Raw genomic sequence first — 20,794 nt, forward strand, 5'->3', positions numbered from 1 at the left:
TTCAACCTACCCCGATCACACCCATTTTATCCATTCAACAATCACCAATGAGTACCTTTGCTGTCAAAATTCAAAGAATTACCATCGAAGACCATCCACAGGCAACCGCTTTGCAGCTTGCACGAATCAACGATTACCGCTCGTGCGTGAAAAAGGGGCAATACCAAACGGGAGATCTTGCGGTTTACATTCCTGAACAGTCGGTTTTGCCAGACCCCCTGATCGAACAGCTTGATCTAAGTGGAAAACTCGGAGGAAAAGAAGCAAACCGAGTCTCAGCGGTTCGACTAAGAGGAATTGTGAGTCAGGGAATCGTCTATCCATTAACGAAGTGTCACAATCAATGGCAACTTTATGTTCCCGAAGGATGCAGCGATCGTAGCGGGATCTTCTCAGTGAGCGAGGGCGAAGACGTGACCGAGCTACTAGGAATTACAAAATTTAGTCCCCCGATTCCCCCAGAACTCAAAGGAAAGATCTTTAATGCAGGCATCGAAGCTTGCTTAAAATATGATATCGAAAACATCAAGAGTCATCCTAATACCCTTTGGGAAGGGGAACCCGTCGTTATGACTGAAAAAGTTCACGGGATCTGGATGCAGGTCGCTATTCTACCAGATGATAGGGTAATCGTTTCGTCAAAAGAGTTAGCTCACAAAGGACTCGCGTTTGAATTAGAAGGCAACGACGGCAACTATTACATGGAAGTCGTAAACCAGTACCAAATTGCAGAAAAAGTCAAAGCCATCTATCCGAGGAGAAACACACCCTACATTATCCTGGGTGAAGTCTTCGGAAGAAAGATCCAAGACCTTGGCTACGGGGCAAATACCAATCAAGCAGAAATCGGATTCCGAGTATTTGATGTCTACCTGGGGGAGCGAAACCGAAGTCGTTTTTTAGATGATCATGAGCTTGAAGCAGAATGCCAAAAACTAAAGCTTGAAAGAGTTCCGGTCTTGTATCGAGGCAAGTTTAGCAATGATATTCTCCAATACTACACAACCGGAACGGAAACGATTTCAGGAAAAGGACTTCATCTGCGTGAAGGAGTCGTTGTTCGTCCCCAAATCGAACGGGAAACAATGGAATTAGGCAGAGTCATTCTAAAAAGCATCAGTGATAGTTATTTACTGCGCAAGAATGGCACAGAATTCCGCTAGCAAGTCAAAAGCCTCTAACCGCATAGCGCAAGACGAGGTCTTGGCAACTGGTTGTTCCAAACGCAAATCTACACTGGGATTTCACAACCAATGCAGCGAATTGCTGCATTGGTAAAATGTCTCGACCGAGACATTCTAAGTAGCAGTGAGTTCTAACGACATCTGAACTCCGCGAAAGATAGAAGGTGGCGGAATTAGACGCAGCGTAAGGTCGCGACAGATACGTTCCCAGTACTACAGAAGGTTGGCGCTCCAAAAAATTAACAATATCTGGCATCTCCAGAAGCGCTTGAGTTTGTAGGCTCTGCTCTGTCTCCCAGGCTAGAGTAAACTACGTCATGGTGGAGTAACACGCAGATAACGGCTGCGAACCCGAAAAAAAGTCGTTACGAGGATATTTCGGAGAATGGGAAAACGTAACAAAGCTGTCATGCAGGTTCAACCCTGTCCTTCTATCTTTTCAATCTATCACTATCGATTGCTTCTCATTGAAGTCAAAATCTACAAAGCAATCCAGCTCAAACACGAATTATCTCACAGAGCCAGATTGCAAGAAAATGTACAAAGGTGGACTAGATCGTCGAATGTTATGTCAACAGATAGTAGAATCTAGCAGAGATCGCCGAAAACTGGTCACAATCGAGAACAATAAGCAAATGTGTATTTGTTTGATTGACGCAAAGTCAGCAGCAACAATCGGAATTCTTCAGCAAGAATCGCTAGCAGCATTGTTCGACTAACATACCTATAGAACTGTATATTGTCATGAAACCATCAGATTTTAACCGCCCGACAAGCCATCCCTGGGGGATGCTCACAACGCTCAACTTAAACAACGTCTCAGAAACAGAGGCTTTTCTAGCAGGACTCTTGATCAAGTGTATCGAAGCCGGAGACTGGATAGCCCTAGAAACTCAAACCAACGAAGATCATCTCTGTACAGCAGGACTACTAACAAAAGTCGAAGGAAAAGAGAAAACTTACTTCCTAACCCGAAAAGCAAAAGGTTTACTTTACGTCCACTACGGAAAGGAAGAGTAATCTCAATTCTAAAAATCTGTGTCTCTGAAATTGCCCGATAAACGAAACATAACCCGGATCTTTAAGAAAGACCGTGCCGATGTAAAGCACATCGGCACGGTTTCCTAGTTCGGACTTCCTGTAGTTCGATTGACTCAGCAACAGAATGGTTCGATTGTTTGAGCTTCAATCACCAGTTCCTCAAACACACAGCAATGAAAAGTTCGATCGAACTTTCCAATGCACGATAATTGCCTTATCAGTTGGAATACGGGGATGGTTAGAAAAGCTTGAGATAATTTGCAAAACCTACTGATTTAGAACCTGAACCCAACCAGCTTGTGGAACGACTTCACTACATCCATACAGTCCTTCCTTAGACCTATAAACCTTCCACCCCAGCCCTAATCGAATGTCCACATCTCATTATGAATTTGCTCGCTCTTCTACAGTTCCAAATGCTGGCGAGGATTTTGCGAATGCCGCACGTCATCGCCACAATGCTTGGAGATCGCTGCAACAAGCAGAAGCAGACGGCATTGCCGAACATTTGATTACCCGCGATAACCTGCTCAAGTACGAACCGCCACAGTTTGAGCAAACCTTGACCGAAGACACTGCGCTCTCTCATCTTGCTGCATTTCTTGTTCTCAAAAGCTTTCCGCCCAAACCTTGTAGTGATCGCAATATCGCAATAGCACAGCGAGCGGCGCTTCGGCGACAACAGCGAGACCCAGATTCCCCCGCCCCAAAAACGCCCGCAGAGTATCGCCACCAGTATTATTCCACGTATTGCCAACTCAAAATGCTACTCGAAGCACAAGCTCAACAAAGCAATGCTTGGCAAGTTCTCCAAACTGCGTGTTTCTGGATTGGGCAAAAAATCGTCACACTCCGGATCGGTGATGTGTTTAATCCGGTCGCCAATACACTTGTGCCCTTTCAGAAAAAAGTTCAGGTCAAACTTAGTCATCGGCACTATCGGTCAACCGATGTTGGAGCAAAGATCAACACATTTCTTGAACAAATGTCTGCCGATAGTTCAATTCAATCCCAAGTACTCGCAATCTTAGCTGGCAAAGCGACAAATTCGTCCAAACCCCCAATTCCAAAATTCAACGAAACTGAACAATACGTCACGATGGCTAAACGACAAGGAGGGCGAAGTTTTGCAAACTACGACGTTGAGCTTTTACTAAATCACTTTGGGCTGAGGGGCATTCAATTTGGCAACTCAGTTCCTGACCGGGAGCGTCGGCTTCATCTTAAAGAAGCTGCCGACGCATTTGCGGATTTAGCTGATGTTACTGGATTAAGCGACCAACAAGTATCGCTAAACCAGATGGGACTCGCAATCGGAGCCAGAGGAAGACAAGCTCTTGCTCACTATGAACCCAACCTACACGTTACTAACCTATCGAGAACGGGTGGAATTGGGGCGCTGGCACATGAATGGGGTCATGCGTGGGATCACAGTCTGACCAAACGCACGATTATTGAAACAACAGAAAAACCAAGGGCGCTCTTTCTCTCAGAGTTTTGCGATCGCAATCTAGATCACACACAGATGCCATTCAAGGTTGATCCCGAAGTTTTTGCAGCAATGCAAGCTGCGATGACAGCGCTACAAAGCAGCGGGTATAACGACCGATTACGCAAATTGCTCCGAGAAAAACGGATCAATCGAGAGATCTCAGAAGCACGGGAAATCTACTTTCGTAAGGCGAGTGAGCGATTTGCACGCGCATTTGAGCGATTTGTTGCCTTTAAGCTACAACAACACAATCGAATCAACAGTTATTTAGCAGGAGTTCAAGCACATCCAATTTGGGTCACCAATGAGGAACTTCAAGAGATTGCTCCTCAGTTAGAGGTACTGTTGTCAAGTTATCGAAAGCAGCGGCTTTGTTGCATGATTAGAGAAACGGTCAGATCCACTTAAGGTCGTTTTGGTATTAAGCTTCAACCTTGTAGCTATCGGGTTTAGCGATCTGAATCATCCGATTGAGCGCAGCACATTTGATGAATAGTTCTACTGCTTGATTGTCAAATTGACGCGCACTGAGATTGCCTCCAAAGATCGTTTTGAAACGAAACATGGTGGTTTCAGCAATCGAGCGACGATGATAACCAGAGTCACGCTTCCAACGCTTGCGTCCATGCTTACGAATCGAGCGCAGGTTCTCATCTCGTTGGTGTGGCTTGCCTTTACGATTGCCATGCTGCCAGATTTTGGCATCCTTGCGCGGGGGGATTACGGCTTTAGCTCCTCTGGCATCAATCTCGTCATAGCAATGCCGATGGTCATAAGCACCATCGGTTGAAACCTGTTCAATCTCATCCTCAATCTGCTCCAAGATATCTTCAAGCACTTCACCATCTGCCACATTATTGGTCGTCACGACCGCTGCCAAAATCTCCCCCGTTGCCTCATCCACTCCCAGGTGCAACTTGCGCCACGTGCGCCGCTTACTCACCCCATGTTGGCGAGTTTTCCATTCCCCTTCCCCGTAAACTTTCACCCCAGTTGAATCCACCACGACATGACGAGCGCCCTCCTTCGGCAGCACGGGTAAGTCAATGGAAAGTTTCCCGACTCTGCGTGAGAGCGTACTGTGGTCGGGTACAGGTAAGTCAATCTCCATCAACTCGAAAATCGATTCAAGAAATCCTTGACATTGCCGTCCCGCCAGACGATAGACGGCTTTGACTGTCGCCATCGTTTGAATGGCAAGGTCACTGTAGAGGATGGATGCACCGGGTTTGCCACTCAAATCTTCGACCACCCACTGCTCCAGGATGCATTCCTCGACCCAGAAGGTGAGGCTTCCCCTCTGCTTGAGTCCAGCGTTATACTCAGACCAGTTGCGGATGCGGTATTGAGGTCTCATGGCGTGGTTTTTGTGTGGTAACTGAAACTTATCATGTCCTTACCCTTCCGCAACCCCTCTTTATGCAACAACGCCACTGGTTGGGATTAAGAGATACGGTTCGGATGGAGTAACGAAGGCAATAAGTAGCTAGGATGATTTAAACTTAAAACACTCTAGTGTATATCCACCTTGTTCACTTCGTGATTCCATACCATCCATCACAGCAAGAGCTAAGTCATATTCATTGTCAAACAGGGGCTATTGGAGTCACGGCGGGAGGAGGCAGAGGAGAACCAGGAGACTCGTGAGGATGGTACACCGTTGGGCAAGCACGGTGGACGAGGGCATATTGAACTGAAGATGATTCCAGATTCTAGGACGGGTAAGGCTTATGGATCTTACCGCTATCTGCGCTATTGGGGGGTGACGAAAAAGGGGACGATGGGATTGAAAAGCGTGTACCTGAGAAAGTAGTTCAGGATTAGATTGGCTCCCAATGGTGACTGGTGGCAAAGTGGCAGAACTTCCCGACTAGATCGGAAGGGTGTTGCTGCCGCCACTGAATGCCGATCGTGCGTTGAAAGTCCAGATCTGAAATGGGCAGATACACAATCTCAGTGAGTCCGTACCAGTAGGGCATGATGCTGATGCCTAACCCTGCTCTCACCAAGGAGATCACCCATTCTTCATGACTGGCGCGATACACTACTTTGGGGCGGATATTTGCCGCATCTAACATTTGGCATTCCTGCTGGAAGAACTCACAATGGATGCGATCGATGAAGGGTTGTCCATCGAGTTCAGCTAAGCGAACGGAGGCACGTTGAGCCAGGGGATGGCTTTGCGGGACAGCTAACAGCAAAGGTTGTCGAAAGAGAGTGATGGAGGTCTGCGAATCGTCTCGAGCAAATGAGTCGGTGCTAGGGCGAAGGCTCAATACGGTTATTGCCACATCAATGTCTCCCTGCTCCAGCCCCTCCCGCAGTTTCTCCAATGTGCCATCGTGCAGTTCGATCGCCACATTGGGATGGTGGTTCTGAAAGGTGCTGACCAAATCGGCTAACTCGGCAACCCGCATCGTACTCAGAACACCGACCCGTAACGTTGGCTGGTCATGAAAGCCCTTCAGTTCATGCAGCGCCGACTGATACTGTTCCATAATGATCGTTGCCTTTTCCAGGAACGATCGCCCCGCAGTTGTCAATACGGTGCGCCGTCCCCCCCGCTCAAACAGAGACACCCCTAATTCTTGCTCTAGTTTCTTGATCCCTGTAGATAACGAGGGTTGGGAGAGATAAAGTCGCTCGGCTGCCCTGGAAAAGCTGCCTGTTTCGGCGATCGTCAGGAAGTAACGGACTTGGTAGAGATCCATACTATTGACACCGTTTATAACTTCTATGTTCAAAATAGGCTTGTTTAATAGTTTAGCGTGCGGCACCATAAGAAACATGGATGGAGATCAATCTTTAATCCATCTCTGACTCCATCAACACAGTGAAATGATTCAATTGAAGGCAACAAAATGATGATTCAATCTGAAAGAACGACTTCACCCAAGCTGATCATGAGCAATCCGGCCCCTGCGCTGGAGGTCGAAACCCTGGATGGAACCCTCTGGAAACTGGCGGATCAAACGCCTGAACACTATACAATGGTTGTTTTCTATCGAGGGTTACACTGTCCGGTGTGTGAACACTATATTACTGACCTGGATCAAAAACTGAATGCTTTTCAACAACTGGGTGTGAACGTAATTGCGATAAGTGGCGATACGCGAGAACAGGCAGAAAAATTCAAAGAAAAGTCCCAAATTCAGAATGTCACGATCGGCTATGGTTTGACGGCTGGCGATATGCGCCGTTGGGGATTGTACTTGAGCCAGGGACACTTTAACCATGAACCTGCGCTGTTTAGTGAACCCGCTCTGTTTCTGATCAAACCCGATGGTCGCCTCTATTTTGCCAACATGGGTACCCATCCTTTCTCACGGGTCAGTTTTGATTTTCTGCTGCAAGGACTGGAGTACATCATTCCCAGAAACTATCCCTTCCGGGGAACAATTTGGGAATAGGTTTTGGAGGAAGTCATGAAACTTACAAGACAAAACTTTGCAGAACGGACGGATCAGGTTTATGACGTCATCGTGGTTGGTGGTGGGGCGGGTGGCTTATCTGCCGGAATTTATCTACAACGCTATCTGCTTTCCAGTTTAATCATCGACAAAGGCAAAGCCCGTTCTGTTTGGATGCAAGAACTGCACAATTACCTGGGATTGCCGCCAGATACACCCGGTCGAGAGGTATTGCGACAGGGCAAAGACCATTACCTATCGTTGGAGGGTGATTTTCTCAACGGCTATGTGGAAGATGTGATTGACGGAGGTGAAACCTTTGCTGTGAGCGTTCGGATCGGACGCACGAACCCTACTGACACAGTGTTTCGCAGTCGCTATCTCATCGCTGCTAGTGGCATTATTGATCATTTGCCAAAACTGAATGACATGCAAAACGTGTTTGACTATGCCGGATACAATTTGCATGTGTGTCTGATCTGTGATGGCTATGAGATGCGTGACCAGCGGGCAGGGGTGTTTGGTAGCAGTGAATCGAGTCTGGAAGTGGCATTTAGTTTAGGATGGTTTACGCCCGATATCACGCTGTTCACTAATGGTGAATTTGAGGTGAGTTCGGCGTTTCGCGATCGCCTGTACGCCAACGGGTATCGCTTAGTGGAACAACCAATTCAGCGATTTCTAGGCAAGAACCATCAGATGATGGGTGTGCAACTGATTGATGGTTCCGTTGTGGAACTCGATACGGGACTGGTTTCAATGGGTTCAAAGTATCACGCAGAGTATTTGAAAGATATTGATCTGGAGTATCAGGGTGGCAATCTGGTGACTGATAAGGTGAATCGCACGTCCCACCCACGCATTTTTGCCGTTGGTGATTTGAAAGTGGGTATGAATCAGGTGGTCATTGCTGCTGCCGATGGTGCATTAGCCGCGACTCAAATCTGGCGTGAGATTCGCCGCCAAGGAAACCGACGATCGCCAGAACACCGTGACGTTGCGTAGGGATGCCAGGAAAGCTTGATGTACTGTTGAGTCAAACGAGGTGCAATCGCAATGATCAACCAGCGTGCCAAATTGAATCTTTCCCGAAAGCCGCAGCGGGTTTCAGCCAATGCCTTGAAGTTTGCAGTAATCATTGGCTCTGTTCTATTCACGATTAATCATGGTTCCGCACTGGTCAAAGGTGAAATGCACCTCCAGCGTTGGTTTTCGGCAGCCCTTGGATATGTAGCTCCCTTGGTTACCAGTGTCTATTGTCCCTGTGCCCAACGTGATCGGCACCCACAAAAACCATTAACTGGAAAGTGGAAACATTAAGCCTTGATTGGGTCAATTTTGAATCACCGACATATCAGTTAGTATTCTCAGTTGAAGGTCTTACCTTTATCGCTAAACAGTGTCAGTGAGTATTTAGCCGATGTCCAAACTTAATCACCTGACCTTGCGAATCGAAATGCCAGATGTGGGTCTCGTCTTCTTCCATAACCTTTACTCCTGTGGCTTTAACAGTGAGTTCTACATCAATGAAAGCCACAACAACATTGCCACTTTCTAAAAGGTTTTTGGTTCAAACTTATGCAATGCAATTGCACCCGAGGAGTGTCTACCGTGTTCATCCCGTACTCAGGCGTTATGTATTGATACTGTTTATAACTTCTATTGTCAAAATAGCCTTGCTCAATAACTCGACTTACTGCACTGTAGAAGGTGTGAACAGACACGATCTGTAACCCATTCAAATCCTTTTAATTATTAATTGGAGACTAATCATGAATAACATCCGTTTCATCACGAGTTTTACTCATGGATTCGTTGATTATGCAGGTGCTCTTAATTTTGCTCACGTTCCCTGCGATCGCCAATTTTCAAGCAACATCACCCTTGGCTTTTTGGCTTTCGATCGTAGCCGGTATCGCATTGCTCACTTACAGTCTGCTGACAAATTATGATCTCAGTTTCAAGAAGCTGATTCCATTCAAACTGCATCTTGTATTCGATGCGCTTGCCAGTGCAACGTTTTTGATTGCACCGTTCATTTTTGGGTTTGAAGGACTGGTGCAACTGTTTTTCCTGGCTAATGGTGTTCTGGTTCTGATTGCGGTTCTGTTAACCGATTACCGCTCTGTTGATCGTTCGATATCACTGAACTGAGGAGTAGGTGAGTGAGTAGATGGGTGGTAGGGACGGAGAGAGTGCTGAAAGCAGCTCTAATTTGCAAGGCAGTCAACCAAGAACAAAATGTGCGGATGTCTAGAAGAAAACCAAATTGTTGCTTCAAAATCCTCGAAACCGAGAACAGGTTTTTAATCCAAACCATTCTTGGATAAAGTCACATCCGCTCACCCGTTTCTACCAACAGCTAAACTCAAAGAGATTACTAATGACCTAGATTATTCTAATTGGAACCAACCCTACGTGTCTTGGAACAAGCGTCAATTTCCCTGCATATTACTTGCTAGCCTACTCTTGTTTAATCGTGCACTCGCTTGGATAGTCTTCCCGTTTTGGGGAGCGGTTATCCTTTGATTGGCGAGTTCTGGAATGGCAATTTAGGTAATCAGCAAAGCCACAAATTTTGGCTAACGTTTAAACCGAGATGCGATTAAATCACCTACAATCGAGTAGAAAACTTGCTCTTCCTTGAAATTGATCACTTCTATACTAATATCTGGAGTCACAAACGGGTCTTGTTCTCGACCAGCTTTGGAGTTAGGATCGTCGCAGTTTTGTTTCATAGCATTAGCATTCCAAACCCCCCACTTTCTAGTGATTTGATCACAGCAGGTCATCAATTCCGATGAACATCAAACACAGATACGTTTTCATTGCTATTGTTGCGATCGCCGCATTGCCGCTATTCATTTGCCTGTTTATCTTAATCGGACTGCTTGATTCTCTGATCAAGATGATTGAACGATGGCAAAACGCCAACCAGCTTAAACAAGAATCTCTGGATCAGCTAGAAGAAAGATTGCTGCGATACAGCCTGATGTTACAGACCTTTAACAGCCCAGTAACTCAGCGAAATATTCTTAAACGCGCTCATCCCGTTGTGCGTGAACTAGAAAGACGAGGATATCGATTTCCAAATGCTAATGAAATAGCACAGCAAGAACAACCACAAGAACCGGATTATCCCGCTTGGAATAAAGAATTTAACCAAGGTGATTCCTCCTGTCAGTGGAACGCTCACTCTCCGTATCTTCAATGCGCCATCAATCCTAAAGGAAGTTGTGCGGAATGCTTGTGGTATGAAAAAGCAAAGGACAGCACAGACAATGCGGTTCTTTAGAAAGTGCCAAGTTTGGTAATCTCTTAGATTTCTTTAATCGCTCGGTTCAGATTACTCAACTGCACAAATAATTCAGCGCCCGCTTGATTCAGCTTTAAGCTTACCTAAGTTTAAAGCACAAAATCGCAGCAAGCTGTGAACGAATAAATCTATGATTGCGTTAACAAGGACACAATAGCATCCGCACCTACCAAAAATTACACAAATAGAAAACACTTACTTATCAACCAAAGATGAGCTAAAAAATGGTGGTACGGCACAGTCTTAACACAAAAGAAAGTCGCAAAAGAAATGAGATCCTTAAAACTGCAGCAGACGAAAGAAAGGCTCATTTCTTGAGGGTTGCAGAATCTTTAGGGTTTACAGATGACAAAGAAGCCTTTCAGTCGATGGGCGCAGAGTTTATTCAGATTGCAAAGAAGAATGCACCGTCGATTAATCAGGCAATGAAACAACTTTAGCTCAGGAAGTGTCAGATATATGAGATATGCGATTGCAAAATATTCAGTCTTTTTGGCAAGCGATGAAATTCCAGATTACTTATTAAATCGAAAAATCACCGAGCTTAGTTCAGAACGCGATATCAGAAAGGCGATTCGCAAAGCAGCAGCAGAAGAGAACGCGACGATCGCTAAAACCATCGAATGCTGTGAATACGATGTCAAAGACTCCACTGAACCATGGTGGGAATTTGCTTTTCACGAATACTGCTGCATTGAACTCGATGACAGTGTTCCGAATCAAGTAACCGCTGACGAAGTTTTTGAAAATATTTTGGTAACAGAACTTGCACCACACTTGAGTTTTGCGGACGCTGCTGATGAGTCTGATACCCGGATACAAAATAGTGGCAGAGGCAAGATCGTCGGGCGGTTGATCGCAACGCAAGAATGGGACGCAGAAGAAGAACAGCACTGGACTTCTTACGAACTGGTTCCGGTAACACAGTCGGCGTGATCCAAGACTAATCGAACGCTCACGAAACTTTTAGCCTTCGTAAAAGCAGGCTCATTACTTCAAAAAACAGCAGTTTAGCTCGATTTTTCAACCATGCGGCAACGGTCTCACTCAGCAATCATATACCACTGCTTGTCGTTACTCATGATTGCAGCCATTTTCGCTAACTGGCTACAATTTAGTCAAAAATACTCAGTGAGTGAGCATTGTCAGACAGGTTATCCAGTGGCCCACCCACGAATTAATTTAGGATTCGGTCCGGGTCCTGATCCGTTTAATCCAGGGAAAACTCGGTTTCACTCGGGACTGGATTTCGATGGAAAGATCGGAGACCCTATCATTAGTCCAATTTGTGGCACTGTTACCTACGTTGGACGAGAACAAAACATGGATAGCTACGAGTGGGGCTACGGATGGCACGTCAAAATACGCGATGACCAAAACCGCATTCATATCTTTGGACACGTTAGTAAAATTCACGTCCATTCTCAAGATAGAATCACATCTAGACAATTAATTGCAGAAATTGGCAATAATGGCAATTCAACCGGTCCGCATCTACATTATGAAATTCGTCAGGGGGGAGATAAGTCAACCGATGCTGTAGACCCTACATTGTTTCTCAGGAACGCTAGCTAAGTCCAAACGCTACCAATCACAACAAGGTTTATTGAATACGCACTCTGAAGCTTTATCTCAACTCAAAGTCGCAGAATATAACTTTAAGAGTGTCCTCTACCGAGGATCTAACCATGACACAAGAGAACCATCCACTTCACTTAATCGCTGATCAGTTTGAACAAACTCAACAAAAGTTAGATCAAGTGAAGGCGGATTTAGATTTGCTGGACTTTGTACAAACCTTACTGGAGCAACGAAGAAACGAATTACTCCAGCAGATTCAAGCACAAAAAAATGTTGTCTCAGCTGAAGCTTAGCCGCAACCCAGCACTACTTAGGTAACTTTAGGAGAACCCTCAATGCGCTACTTTCCTCCTGGCGACACTCAAGTCGTTTTAATCGATACTCAAGGAGATGAACAAACGGTCACGATTAACACGGTCGATGTTGCAAACTTCGAAGTCTGTTGGATGAAAAAGGAGCGAGTCAAATTTGCAGAGATTGAGTCCTCGCCCTATGTAGCCCAATCAGAAAAATTTATCTACATCGACTTAGCGGCGATCGTCAAAATGAACAGTGTTGTTTCCCGTTAGATTTTAACTATGCCAGATTTTAAACCTGGAGATTTCGTTCGGCAACCTCAAACTCAACTTCTTGGAATCGTAATTAACGACGGTGAAAAATCACAAGTTCAAGTCATTCGCCAAGCAAATGGACAGATGAATGAGAACTCACAACCCATTGAATCTATTGCACAAACCAACTTAGAACAATTGACGCAAGAGAATGTAGTACAAGCGTCAAATTCAACTCAGATCTTTCTTGTCGAACAACGATATGGCATCAGAACGATCGAGAAACTAGTTGAAGTCTGCGACTGGCTCAATGCTTTTTCCACACTCGATCAAGCAATTCTCTTCTGTCAGTCTTGGGATTTAGCTGAAATCGACGAAGACCTACCAGAATTTTGGGGATTTGCAATTGTTCGTGCCACCGTTGATCCGGATATCCCTTCGCTTGGTAATCGGATCTTAATGCGGCTCAACCAACAGGGCAAGTTTTTAGCACAAGCACAAGACCGTTAGAAAAGTATTAACCACAAATGACCTTACCCAAGGAAGAAATGTATGAACTATCTGAAAAGATTGTTTCGGTTATCCCACCCACAAACTGCTGTTGAACAACAAGAGAGTGAGTACGCTGCATTAATCCAGCATCTGCAAAATCAACCAATGCCAATTACAATGCACGAAATTGGCGGAGCTGATGCGCTTGTCGATAAGCCTCTTCCGACAATGGAGGAATTCTTAGCTGAGAATCCAAGCCTGACTGAACAGAATTATCGTGAGTATTGCGACGGTTATTGGAACACTAGCCGCAGAGGATAACCTGGTTGTGCCGCTCAAGAGCGGCACAGGTCTGATCAAACGATCGACTTTAAGCAGAGCTTCAAATATTGGAAAATCTTTTGTTCTCGGCTTGGTTTTCATACCAAGCCGAGAACAAAACCATCGGGTGTGATCTCGTACAGTGTGATTTCTGAATGACAACCAAAACATAGCAGATAGGGAAATTCTTCAGATCACCTATTGCCACATCATTTACGGACTAAGGCTCACTGCGAGCTAACCAACGTCTAGATCAATCAGCAACCAGTAAGATAGTTTTGCAATTGGCGCTATTTTAGACGAGGTACACTTTCCTCATACATGAATACCTGTATAGAGCATCCAATGACAAGCAATCCAAACCCCCCGGACACAGGAAACTCAGATGAGCATCAAGCCCAAACAACAGCGACCAAAGAACCAAACCTTATATTGAGAAAACAGAGCTGGCTTACAATGCTAGAAGAAAGAGGTTGCAGCACCTGCGATAAATGTGGAAAATAAGTGCCTGTTGAAAATTCAGCGCTAGCTGTTTCAGAAATAGCCACCGAGAAATTTTTGGGGTTTGTCCAGGACCGTCACTTGTTGGAGACTGAGGATTGTCCTGGCTCCCCAAGTCGAGTGGAAAAAATTAGAACCGATCCTAATTGGAAAGCAGCTTATGAATTCCTTCAGAATTCTAGCAACCCAAAATAACTTTCCGGTGTTCTCAGCTCTGGGTTAAACATTCCGCCAAGGTAGGGATCCGTAACCTTCATCATACAATATCATACAATTGTACGATAAACCTCAAAATTACTCTGATAAAAATTCGTTGCACCAACAAAGTTACACTATAAAACTTTAGTCATTCTTGTAAAGAACAACTATGCATCAATCAATCGACGTTTTAGGATTGTCCACCGAAGAACTTGATCTTCTAAAACGCTGTCAGCTCTCACTCCTAGTCGAGAGTTTCCCGTGGATTCTTCAAGAACAGTGGAAAGTTACTGTGTTGCATCCGAACCAGAAAAACCTAGTATTTGCCGGAAGCAAACATCAATGCGTTGTGCAAGTGCAGACCACCCTTGCGGCAATTCAAACAGGATTAACCCAAGGAATTGAGTCTGAATACACAGACCTACCATTCGACGTTGGATTGGATCTCTCCCATGATTTAATCAAAGACCAATCGTTTTTTGAAAACGAACAGAAACAATCTCACTCAACACAGTTAAAGAAAGAAGAAATGAAACCTCTAGTCGAAGAGGACGATGACTTATTCGCAAGCTTGTTTAGCGAATAAACAAGGCTTAACTACGGTCGTGTCGACTGGCACGACCAATACAAAGACTTAAGCTTAAACTAGTGCTAGAAGTTGAATTCATGTTGTGCAACAATACCTTGTTGCAAAAAGGAGTACAAAGAATGGGTTACACGCTAGAAGTTAGACGAGACAACATTTTGGATGCCTACAATAACATCGACACATTTCGGGACAAGTATTTGAAGGTTGATGAAGCTGGAAGCGCTCAGTTCATGCAGTTAAATCGGCTTGATCACAATACCGAACAGGTGAGATTGTTTCTTCACAACGATAGTGTTGATATGATGCAATCGATCAGTATTGGTGATGGAGTCAACATCGATGATAAGGGTTTTGCATTTCGTCTTCAGTCGAGTGATTCCGAGATAACTTGTGAGGTTTGCGAGTTGTACACGGTGTTCATTAAGGATACAAAAGCGGCAGAGTTAAGCCAGTATCACCGAGGATTTACCCGTGGCAGCAATTTTTGGGCAACGTCCGAGCGAGAAGCATTTGATCAGTTTGTTGCAAAGACCAGAATGACGTATTTGATTGATGAAGATGTTAACGTGACAAAGCTCTAAGAAAAAGAAAGGAGACAGTGACTTGACCAATCCGCACATTAGCAAAATTCGAAGAAAGCTGCTAGAGATTCGAGAAACGAACAATCAGACTAGTGCAGAATGTATTGAAAGAGAACTTGATTTGTTTCTTGATGAACTTCGTGATCTGAGTCATGAGCTTCGACAACATTCTTTCCATAGCTTTGATCACGAAGCTTACATTCAGCAGGGGCATGAGTCTGCTGCCGATCGACTGGATGCTATTTTAGAATAGAGAGGTGTAAAGTGCCACTTAAGCCAAAATTTAGACTTAATCAAAGTGTTCGCACCCAGCATGAGTTAGGTTTTCCAAAACTCACAAGCACGATCTCAGAGATTAAAATTGTTGAGGAAACAGGGTGGATCGGCTACCGACTCAAAGACAACCCACTCAGGGCTTGGATTAACGAAACTGACTTAGTCGATAAAGTAACTGACAGCAGTTTAAGCATAACGACTTCCGACAATAGAATCGATTCAAATCGGCTCCCTATCTCGTACTGGACAGCGAATGACCTACAAAAGTTGTTTAACGAATTAAACCGAAGAAGGGAGCAAGCACACACTGATAGACATCGTAAGCACCTTGAGATTCAATGCGGAGTGCTTGCAAAATTAATCGTTGCAGCAACAGAAGGCAAAATCGAAGAATTAATTGAAGAGCAAGCCAGAAACTAAAGTAGGCAAAACACGCTGGAACGAGTAGAGATTCCGCAAAGGTAGAGCGTGACGTGCTGAGTTGCACTCTCTGACTGCCATCACTTTAGACAATGCTCCCAAAGTGTTCGGCTATAAAACCGAATTTGTTGTGGTTTTGTCAATGTACTTCTACAAAGACAGAGTCTGAAGCTGCAATTTTTGCTAGTTAGAAAAGGAAAAGTATGGAAACCTACAAAGACTTGTGCAATAGCAAGCCGAGCATTGCGCTGCGGCAAATGGTTAAAGGTTTATTGAAGCAAACCCAGAGACCGAACTTTCACATTAATATGATGAGCTACGGGTCAACTGCAGATGAAATCTGTTTCGGGTGCGCTGCAACGTGTGCAGTGCAAGAACTCAAAGGTTTAGACCTAGATTCGGTGACAATCCAAACGTTGGAATTGAGAGCAGGCGCTCTTAATACTAGCTGCCTAGACCAAAAAGAGTTTGAACAAGCTATTGACGCAGCGAGAGTTGGCAGAATCTTAGAATTATTCGAGTATATGGGTGTTCCCGATCGATACAATTCTAGCTACGATCGCCGTTTTTGTTTGTGTACAAGAAACTGGCGAGATGAACTAGAACCCGTTGAACACTTAATACGTGAATTAGAAGCAGCAGGTCTGTAACGAAAGAGCTACAAAAACCCCCAACTGCTTAAATAAAATGGGGGAGTCTTCTAATTGGAGTCAACCGAGCCACAGTCTATTACATATTTTTGCTAAAGCGGTCAATACTTACAGCAAGTTTGCATGAGGCAAATCCGAAAGTAAGCAGCCGGATTTAATGTCTCCCAAGAAAATCGTTTATGCACAAACTTCAGATCGATGGTGATGATGTTGTACTGATTGAATTCTTCAGTCAGCCTGGGGAAATGCCACAAACAAAAGAAATTCGTCAAATCATAACGTTCGGAGATTTGGCACGTCAATACAGTCGCGATGGCAATCCCTATACCCACTTTCAAGTGGAATGGAACAAAGAATACGAAGAACTCCTGGTTTATAAAAGTCTCAACGGATTTGATGGACTCTCTGGACTATACTGGGTTGACGAACAACACGCTCATCTAGTCGAGGAAGCTGAACAACTCAACCTGAAATATGTTCAAGAAGGTTGGTTAAAAAGTTTACCCGAGATACAGGCAGTAGATCGATTAGAAATCGACCTGTGCGAGAAGATTAGTCAATCGTCCTGGACAGACTCCGGACAGGTTTATTGCACCATCAAAGATGATTGGTACAACGATGAACCTGGCTGTGTGCATTCGCCGCATCTTATCTGGGTCGATCGTTGGGGATGCTGGGGTGGGTGCGGAGCAAGCGAAGGCAAATTGAGTGAGTTACAGCTCGAAGAAGAGTTCTTCCCATTACTTGACCTGGCAGGACTCCCCAGCGTTCGAGCACTCAAAGAAGCACTCGAACAGCACTGCTATGTAATTGAGGCAAAAACTGTACTAATCAGCGATGTCGAGCTTGACTCTAGGACTCCAAACTTTGGACACACCCAATATTGTCGATTCCAGTGTTCGCAAGATTTAGATGACGAAATAGTGCAGCGGTGTGAAGGGGCGATCGCCTGGTTAAATTCACTAAAAGCAGGAGTCACTACCGAAGCAGATTTAACGACCGCAGCCTGGATTGAACACTATCTCAGCCGCTAGAAAGATTTAGCAACCAGCAAATCTGTTGCCGCCAAAACTGCAGCAGAATCATGCCTCAAAACATCATTTACTTCCTCTGCGAGATCACCAAAACATCAATTCGAGTCTTTTGAATCATGCTGCTAGATCCGATGTCCAATCCATTGGTTTTGTTACTCACGTTGCTCAGTATTACCGTCGGAGTGCTAGTTTTCTATTGTTTAAGATTCAAGACTAGCCTGAGTTTGAAGCAGATGGTTACACAAGTCATTCGCAAAAGAGTCAATACGACGATCCCAACGCACTTTAACAATCTCTACGTCAAGCTTCAAGAACTGCCTTCACCTGTCGAGGAAAACCAACAAAAAATTTATAGACAGTTTAAAGCTACGCTCGATGAGCTAGTAGAAACAGCACAGCAAACTGAACTAACTCCAGATCTGCTGCGCTTAATGCTGGAGACGATTGCAGCACAAAGCGCAATCGAGCCGATTCTGTTGCGGCTCGAAATGGTCCCGCTTCAGGGAAATTTTGAAGTTGAGTTACAAATGCGACACTGGTCGGTCCCCCTGCTAGTAGAAAATCTAGCCCGCTATCTCAGCGAACAGGGTGGACCTAACTTTGCTCAAGTCAAAATTTTTGCTCAAGGCGGCAATCCTCGAAATCCCAGTTTACCTGCGTTTACGGTCACAATTGAACACTGCAACGGAAAATCACCTGGCGAACTCTTAGCCCAAGAAAAAGCAGAAACAGCACGACTGCGTCAAACAATTGCTGAGATCGAGCAGCAGTTAACCCAAGAAACATAGCTCACCAGAACGACTAAACGTTGTCAAATCAAATTATCCTATCCTCTAAATGCTAGACTCTCTCTCTCATCGCTTTTTGCTTGAACAAGGTTGGACCCCCTACGCCCCCAACCTTGATCTAGACTATTTTCTGAAGACCTGTCAAACCGAGGGACAGGATGTTCTCGCACAAGCACTCAGAACTGCTTCAACAATTGCAACGACCCTAGGACGACAAGACTCTGCATGGTGGGCAAATCTGCTCAACTTATCGAGTTCTGACGTGCGTGACTCGATAGCAAGCCTTTGGAGTCTGATTACTCCAAATCCGGTCAAACTCTCGCGGAGTTACCCCGACCGAATCTCGGCAGTGCACTACTGCTCTGGACATTACAACAAGGAAATCGAAGCCCAACTGCAAAATCAAATTGCTTTATGCTGTATCGACAGGATCGTGGAGTCGCTCGGAACACCCGACTTGATTTTGCAGCAAATCAACTCTCAGTACGATGGCACCGAAACGTGGTTTGAACTCCCGCAACACCGATTCGAGAGCATCAGCAGCCTTCGTGTTGATCGATTTTTACTTTGCCTGTGGAGAAGTGCTAACATTTCACTGATTCACGACATTTACGATCGCAGTGAACGTAAGATAATTCTTAAAGGACAAAACTTAAAACCCGTCATCGATCCCGTACTACAAACGACCGCAATTCGGTCGATCGATAAACGGACAGTGTCGGGACTGTTGCAGTCACCATTCAAAATCGAAGACTATACGCCTGACGTTCAAAAATTTGCACAAGATATCATCGCTCAAGCTGACAAAGGACAACGCTTTGCTGCTTTAGCAACCGGGGAAGCCGGAACCGGAAAAACTAAATGTATGCTGGCAATTGCCAAACTGCTTCAATCGCAAGGATTTCTTGTACTGGTCACCGATCATGAGACAGTGCTAAATTTTGATCCGCCAGATTTTGTCGAAAAAGTTGTGTTTGTCATCAACGAGGTTGACAATTGGGCTATTGATCGCGCCCTAGATCGCTCCGGTAAAACCGAGAAAGTCTTGAGTTTGCTCGATGGTTCAACGCATGAATCGGTTCTCCCAAATCCCATGACAACTTCTCACAAACCCATTCCCCAAATGGTGTTTCTAATGACAGCGAACACAATTGAGCGAGCCGATCACGCCATGTTACGCAGCGGAAGAATTGACTTGTACCACCATTTTAACCATCAATACGTTAGCAGCATCGTGTCGCGGCAGCCAAGACCTAACAGCAACGAAAAAGAGAGATTCACAACAATAGAATCGCTTTAAACTTATCAGGCTGGAACATTAGAGCCAGTCCATGATGCTGCTACAGGTCGCGAAATCACCTTAAAACGAGAAATAGGAACGAAGTTAAAAAGCGATCGAGCAAATTATCAATAGCAGCAAAGTGTTCACCACATAAGAAACATATCGTTAATCAAACCTGGATTAATCTTAAGCCTTCCAATCAGATAAGCAAGGTCAGGACATAGGAACTTACGGCTTAATCATGAGATTCTTGCAAACGTTAATGAAACATCACCATGTCAAACCAACAAATTGATCCGATGTATTTTCATGGCTTCTGGAACCAAATTTGCGCTTTTTTGCCTCCTCCAGAACTTGGCAGGCTATCAGAACAACCAAAAACAGTTCTAGAACGCCATTCTCCGGAGTGGTTCATTGCATGGCATTGCCTCGATCGCGCTTTTCAACAAGAATTTGGCACAACCGTTGGAACTCAAATTGTTGACCGCTTTGTCGTATACCAAGGAAGCAGTGACAATCACATCTTTACTTTAGAAGCACTCGATCACACTGCGTTAAACCGACGCGGGATTAATTCTCAGCAATGCTTTCCGGCACAAATCTGGAAAATTCCCGTTGAACTTGTGGATTTCATCTGTAGCGTAAGATGCTGCATCTTCGATCGATTAATACAAATTGATGGGATGGTTTATCCAAATGACACCCTCACAATCTCTGACTCTAGCGAGTTTGAACAAACGTTTAAGGTTGATCGGATTGCGGGAGGAAAAATTTACTTGCAGCGCGATGCCGCTTCAGCCGACCAAGTTTCAGCAGAACAGCTAGCATTACCAATTAATCCACTAGAATGGTCTGCTCGTATTCATACAGCAGTCGGTGACTTAGTTATGGCTCAATTTCCAATCAGCCCGCAGAACCTTTTGTAACAGATCCAAACACTGACTGCTACTGCGAAGCGGTGGGGTAATGCCCATTAACTTGCCCCTATTCTCATCTTTGGATAAAGTCTCCCCCCAGCCCACACTTATGCCATCGGTTTTTCAGCAACTTTGCAACACGTTCAACACAAACGTATACATTGCCGGAA

Annotated in this window: 27 protein-coding genes; 22 read left to right on the forward strand and 5 right to left on the reverse strand. The window is 44.9% G+C overall.

The window, feature by feature from the left end:
• The first annotated feature begins 47 nt into the window (after positions 1-47).
• Positions 48-1,163, forward strand: a complete 1,116-nt coding sequence (locus ACQ4M5_RS01980) for an RNA ligase (ATP) (RefSeq protein WP_430673930.1) — start codon at positions 48-50, stop codon at positions 1,161-1,163.
• Positions 1,164-1,167: 4 nt separating this feature from the next.
• Here the strand turns inward: ACQ4M5_RS01980 and ACQ4M5_RS01985 are convergent, their stop codons facing one another.
• Positions 1,168-1,440 carry a hypothetical protein gene (locus ACQ4M5_RS01985; protein WP_430673931.1) on the reverse strand — a complete coding sequence of 91 codons (273 nt, stop codon included), beginning with the start codon at positions 1,438-1,440 and terminating at the stop codon, positions 1,168-1,170.
• 488 nt (positions 1,441-1,928) lie between these two features.
• On the opposite strand from ACQ4M5_RS01985, the gene ACQ4M5_RS01990 reads away from it, so the two are divergent.
• Positions 1,929-2,204, forward strand: a complete 276-nt coding sequence (locus ACQ4M5_RS01990; protein ID WP_430673932.1) for a hypothetical protein — start codon at positions 1,929-1,931, stop codon at positions 2,202-2,204.
• A gap of 391 nt (positions 2,205-2,595) precedes the next feature.
• Entirely contained in the window at positions 2,596-4,125 is a 1,530-nt protein-coding gene (locus ACQ4M5_RS01995; protein ID WP_430673933.1) for an LPD1 domain-containing protein, read from the forward strand.
• Between the two features lie 13 nt (positions 4,126-4,138).
• Here the strand turns inward: ACQ4M5_RS01995 and ACQ4M5_RS02000 are convergent, their stop codons facing one another.
• Both ACQ4M5_RS02000 and ACQ4M5_RS02005 read right to left on the reverse strand, forming a co-directional pair.
• Complete coding sequence (locus ACQ4M5_RS02000; protein ID WP_430673934.1) at positions 4,139-5,074, reverse strand: IS5 family transposase; 936 nt, start codon at positions 5,072-5,074, stop codon at positions 4,139-4,141.
• Between the two features lie 463 nt (positions 5,075-5,537).
• On the reverse strand, positions 5,538-6,428 hold the full coding sequence (locus ACQ4M5_RS02005) for a LysR family transcriptional regulator (protein ID WP_430673935.1): 891 nt from the start codon (positions 6,426-6,428) through the stop codon (positions 5,538-5,540).
• A 192-nt stretch (positions 6,429-6,620) separates the two neighbouring features.
• Between ACQ4M5_RS02005 and ACQ4M5_RS02010 the strand changes: the two genes are divergently transcribed.
• From ACQ4M5_RS02010 to ACQ4M5_RS02025, 4 genes are all read left to right on the forward strand, one after another.
• A complete protein-coding gene (locus ACQ4M5_RS02010) occupies positions 6,621-7,127 on the forward strand; it encodes a peroxiredoxin family protein (RefSeq protein WP_430673936.1) in 507 nt (168 codons plus the stop codon).
• A gap of 15 nt (positions 7,128-7,142) precedes the next feature.
• Positions 7,143-8,132 carry an NAD(P)/FAD-dependent oxidoreductase gene (locus ACQ4M5_RS02015; RefSeq protein ID WP_430673937.1) on the forward strand — a complete coding sequence of 330 codons (990 nt, stop codon included), beginning with the start codon at positions 7,143-7,145 and terminating at the stop codon, positions 8,130-8,132.
• A gap of 51 nt (positions 8,133-8,183) precedes the next feature.
• On the forward strand, positions 8,184-8,447 hold the full coding sequence (nrtS, locus tag ACQ4M5_RS02020; protein WP_430673938.1) for a nitrate/nitrite transporter NrtS: 264 nt from the start codon (positions 8,184-8,186) through the stop codon (positions 8,445-8,447).
• A 486-nt stretch (positions 8,448-8,933) separates the two neighbouring features.
• Positions 8,934-9,281, forward strand: a complete 348-nt coding sequence (locus ACQ4M5_RS02025) for a hypothetical protein (protein ID WP_430673939.1) — start codon at positions 8,934-8,936, stop codon at positions 9,279-9,281.
• 428 nt (positions 9,282-9,709) lie between these two features.
• Here ACQ4M5_RS02025 and ACQ4M5_RS02030 read toward each other — a convergent pair whose 3' ends face one another.
• Entirely contained in the window at positions 9,710-9,865 is a 156-nt protein-coding gene (locus ACQ4M5_RS02030) for a hypothetical protein (protein WP_430673940.1), read from the reverse strand.
• Positions 9,866-9,927: 62 nt separating this feature from the next.
• Between ACQ4M5_RS02030 and ACQ4M5_RS02035 the strand changes: the two genes are divergently transcribed.
• The 10 genes from ACQ4M5_RS02035 to ACQ4M5_RS02080 all read left to right on the forward strand — a co-directional run bounded on the left by ACQ4M5_RS02035 (position 9,928) and on the right by ACQ4M5_RS02080 (position 15,510).
• Positions 9,928-10,422 (forward strand): DUF6464 family protein, encoded by a 495-nt coding sequence (locus tag ACQ4M5_RS02035; RefSeq protein ID WP_430673941.1) that lies wholly within the window; start codon positions 9,928-9,930, stop codon positions 10,420-10,422.
• A gap of 480 nt (positions 10,423-10,902) precedes the next feature.
• Positions 10,903-11,379: a hypothetical protein gene (locus tag ACQ4M5_RS02040; RefSeq protein WP_430673942.1), complete on the forward strand. Its 477-nt coding sequence runs from the start codon at positions 10,903-10,905 to the stop codon at positions 11,377-11,379.
• A gap of 144 nt (positions 11,380-11,523) precedes the next feature.
• Positions 11,524-12,018, forward strand: a complete 495-nt coding sequence (locus ACQ4M5_RS02045; protein ID WP_430673943.1) for a M23 family metallopeptidase — start codon at positions 11,524-11,526, stop codon at positions 12,016-12,018.
• Between the two features lie 113 nt (positions 12,019-12,131).
• Positions 12,132-12,317, forward strand: a complete 186-nt coding sequence (locus ACQ4M5_RS02050) for a hypothetical protein (RefSeq protein ID WP_430673944.1) — start codon at positions 12,132-12,134, stop codon at positions 12,315-12,317.
• Between the two features lie 42 nt (positions 12,318-12,359).
• Entirely contained in the window at positions 12,360-12,593 is a 234-nt protein-coding gene (locus tag ACQ4M5_RS02055) for a hypothetical protein (RefSeq protein WP_430673945.1), read from the forward strand.
• A 9-nt stretch (positions 12,594-12,602) separates the two neighbouring features.
• Entirely contained in the window at positions 12,603-13,085 is a 483-nt protein-coding gene (locus ACQ4M5_RS02060; protein ID WP_430673946.1) for a hypothetical protein, read from the forward strand.
• Between the two features lie 42 nt (positions 13,086-13,127).
• The gene (locus ACQ4M5_RS02065) at positions 13,128-13,388 is read left to right on the forward strand and encodes a hypothetical protein (protein ID WP_430673947.1); all 261 of its coding nucleotides are present in this window, start codon (positions 13,128-13,130) and stop codon (positions 13,386-13,388) included.
• Positions 13,389-14,256: 868 nt separating this feature from the next.
• Positions 14,257-14,673: a hypothetical protein gene (locus ACQ4M5_RS02070; RefSeq protein WP_430673948.1), complete on the forward strand. Its 417-nt coding sequence runs from the start codon at positions 14,257-14,259 to the stop codon at positions 14,671-14,673.
• Positions 14,674-14,795: 122 nt separating this feature from the next.
• Positions 14,796-15,257 carry a hypothetical protein gene (locus ACQ4M5_RS02075; protein WP_430673949.1) on the forward strand — a complete coding sequence of 154 codons (462 nt, stop codon included), beginning with the start codon at positions 14,796-14,798 and terminating at the stop codon, positions 15,255-15,257.
• A gap of 22 nt (positions 15,258-15,279) precedes the next feature.
• Positions 15,280-15,510 carry a hypothetical protein gene (locus ACQ4M5_RS02080; RefSeq protein WP_430673950.1) on the forward strand — a complete coding sequence of 77 codons (231 nt, stop codon included), beginning with the start codon at positions 15,280-15,282 and terminating at the stop codon, positions 15,508-15,510.
• 294 nt (positions 15,511-15,804) lie between these two features.
• Here the strand turns inward: ACQ4M5_RS02080 and ACQ4M5_RS02085 are convergent, their stop codons facing one another.
• Positions 15,805-16,020 carry a hypothetical protein gene (locus ACQ4M5_RS02085; RefSeq protein WP_430673951.1) on the reverse strand — a complete coding sequence of 72 codons (216 nt, stop codon included), beginning with the start codon at positions 16,018-16,020 and terminating at the stop codon, positions 15,805-15,807.
• 136 nt (positions 16,021-16,156) lie between these two features.
• Here ACQ4M5_RS02085 and ACQ4M5_RS02090 point away from each other — a divergent pair, with 136 nt between their 5' ends.
• The 5 genes from ACQ4M5_RS02090 to ACQ4M5_RS02110 all read left to right on the forward strand — a co-directional run bounded on the left by ACQ4M5_RS02090 (position 16,157) and on the right by ACQ4M5_RS02110 (position 20,633).
• On the forward strand, positions 16,157-16,603 hold the full coding sequence (locus ACQ4M5_RS02090) for a hypothetical protein (RefSeq protein ID WP_430673952.1): 447 nt from the start codon (positions 16,157-16,159) through the stop codon (positions 16,601-16,603).
• 179 nt (positions 16,604-16,782) lie between these two features.
• Positions 16,783-17,637 carry a hypothetical protein gene (locus ACQ4M5_RS02095; RefSeq protein WP_430673953.1) on the forward strand — a complete coding sequence of 285 codons (855 nt, stop codon included), beginning with the start codon at positions 16,783-16,785 and terminating at the stop codon, positions 17,635-17,637.
• Between the two features lie 116 nt (positions 17,638-17,753).
• Positions 17,754-18,425 (forward strand): hypothetical protein, encoded by a 672-nt coding sequence (locus ACQ4M5_RS02100; RefSeq protein ID WP_430673954.1) that lies wholly within the window; start codon positions 17,754-17,756, stop codon positions 18,423-18,425.
• Between the two features lie 49 nt (positions 18,426-18,474).
• Entirely contained in the window at positions 18,475-19,725 is a 1,251-nt protein-coding gene (locus ACQ4M5_RS02105; RefSeq protein WP_430673955.1) for an AAA family ATPase, read from the forward strand.
• Positions 19,726-19,982: 257 nt separating this feature from the next.
• Positions 19,983-20,633 (forward strand): hypothetical protein, encoded by a 651-nt coding sequence (locus ACQ4M5_RS02110; protein WP_430673956.1) that lies wholly within the window; start codon positions 19,983-19,985, stop codon positions 20,631-20,633.
• Positions 20,634-20,794: the final 161 nt, after the last annotated feature.

The organism is Leptolyngbya sp. AN10 (genome assembly GCF_050565645.1).
Lineage (GTDB): Bacteria > Cyanobacteriota > Cyanobacteriia > Leptolyngbyales > Leptolyngbyaceae > Leptolyngbya.

Bases quoted from the DNA above. Each gene is read 5' to 3' on its own strand.
- ACQ4M5_RS02025 (WP_430673939.1), top strand. From the start codon at position 8,934: ATGGATTCGTTGATTATGCAGGTGCTCTTAATTTTGCTCACGTTCCCT.
- ACQ4M5_RS02065 (WP_430673947.1), top strand. From the start codon at position 13,128: ATGAACTATCTGAAAAGATTGTTTCGGTTATCCCACCCACAAACTGCT.
- ACQ4M5_RS02050 (WP_430673944.1), top strand. From the start codon at position 12,132: ATGACACAAGAGAACCATCCACTTCACTTAATCGCTGATCAGTTTGAA.
- ACQ4M5_RS02000 (WP_430673934.1), bottom strand. From the start codon at position 5,074: ATGAGACCTCAATACCGCATCCGCAACTGGTCTGAGTATAACGCTGGA.
- ACQ4M5_RS02105 (WP_430673955.1), top strand. From the start codon at position 18,475: ATGCTAGACTCTCTCTCTCATCGCTTTTTGCTTGAACAAGGTTGGACC.
- ACQ4M5_RS02075 (WP_430673949.1), top strand. From the start codon at position 14,796: ATGGGTTACACGCTAGAAGTTAGACGAGACAACATTTTGGATGCCTAC.
- ACQ4M5_RS02070 (WP_430673948.1), top strand. From the start codon at position 14,257: ATGCATCAATCAATCGACGTTTTAGGATTGTCCACCGAAGAACTTGAT.
- ACQ4M5_RS01990 (WP_430673932.1), top strand. From the start codon at position 1,929: ATGAAACCATCAGATTTTAACCGCCCGACAAGCCATCCCTGGGGGATG.
- ACQ4M5_RS02090 (WP_430673952.1), top strand. From the start codon at position 16,157: ATGGAAACCTACAAAGACTTGTGCAATAGCAAGCCGAGCATTGCGCTG.
- ACQ4M5_RS02035 (WP_430673941.1), top strand. From the start codon at position 9,928: ATGAACATCAAACACAGATACGTTTTCATTGCTATTGTTGCGATCGCC.
- ACQ4M5_RS02015 (WP_430673937.1), top strand. From the start codon at position 7,143: ATGAAACTTACAAGACAAAACTTTGCAGAACGGACGGATCAGGTTTAT.
- ACQ4M5_RS02010 (WP_430673936.1), top strand. From the start codon at position 6,621: ATGAGCAATCCGGCCCCTGCGCTGGAGGTCGAAACCCTGGATGGAACC.
- ACQ4M5_RS02100 (WP_430673954.1), top strand. From the start codon at position 17,754: ATGCTGCTAGATCCGATGTCCAATCCATTGGTTTTGTTACTCACGTTG.
- ACQ4M5_RS02045 (WP_430673943.1), top strand. From the start codon at position 11,524: ATGATTGCAGCCATTTTCGCTAACTGGCTACAATTTAGTCAAAAATAC.
- ACQ4M5_RS02005 (WP_430673935.1), bottom strand. From the start codon at position 6,428: ATGGATCTCTACCAAGTCCGTTACTTCCTGACGATCGCCGAAACAGGC.
- ACQ4M5_RS02030 (WP_430673940.1), bottom strand. From the start codon at position 9,865: ATGAAACAAAACTGCGACGATCCTAACTCCAAAGCTGGTCGAGAACAA.
- ACQ4M5_RS01980 (WP_430673930.1), top strand. From the start codon at position 48: ATGAGTACCTTTGCTGTCAAAATTCAAAGAATTACCATCGAAGACCAT.
- ACQ4M5_RS01995 (WP_430673933.1), top strand. From the start codon at position 2,596: ATGTCCACATCTCATTATGAATTTGCTCGCTCTTCTACAGTTCCAAAT.
- nrtS (WP_430673938.1), top strand. From the start codon at position 8,184: ATGATCAACCAGCGTGCCAAATTGAATCTTTCCCGAAAGCCGCAGCGG.
- ACQ4M5_RS02110 (WP_430673956.1), top strand. From the start codon at position 19,983: ATGTCAAACCAACAAATTGATCCGATGTATTTTCATGGCTTCTGGAAC.
- ACQ4M5_RS01985 (WP_430673931.1), bottom strand. From the start codon at position 1,440: ATGCCAGATATTGTTAATTTTTTGGAGCGCCAACCTTCTGTAGTACTG.
- ACQ4M5_RS02040 (WP_430673942.1), top strand. From the start codon at position 10,903: ATGAGATATGCGATTGCAAAATATTCAGTCTTTTTGGCAAGCGATGAA.
- ACQ4M5_RS02060 (WP_430673946.1), top strand. From the start codon at position 12,603: ATGCCAGATTTTAAACCTGGAGATTTCGTTCGGCAACCTCAAACTCAA.
- ACQ4M5_RS02055 (WP_430673945.1), top strand. From the start codon at position 12,360: ATGCGCTACTTTCCTCCTGGCGACACTCAAGTCGTTTTAATCGATACT.
- ACQ4M5_RS02095 (WP_430673953.1), top strand. From the start codon at position 16,783: ATGCACAAACTTCAGATCGATGGTGATGATGTTGTACTGATTGAATTC.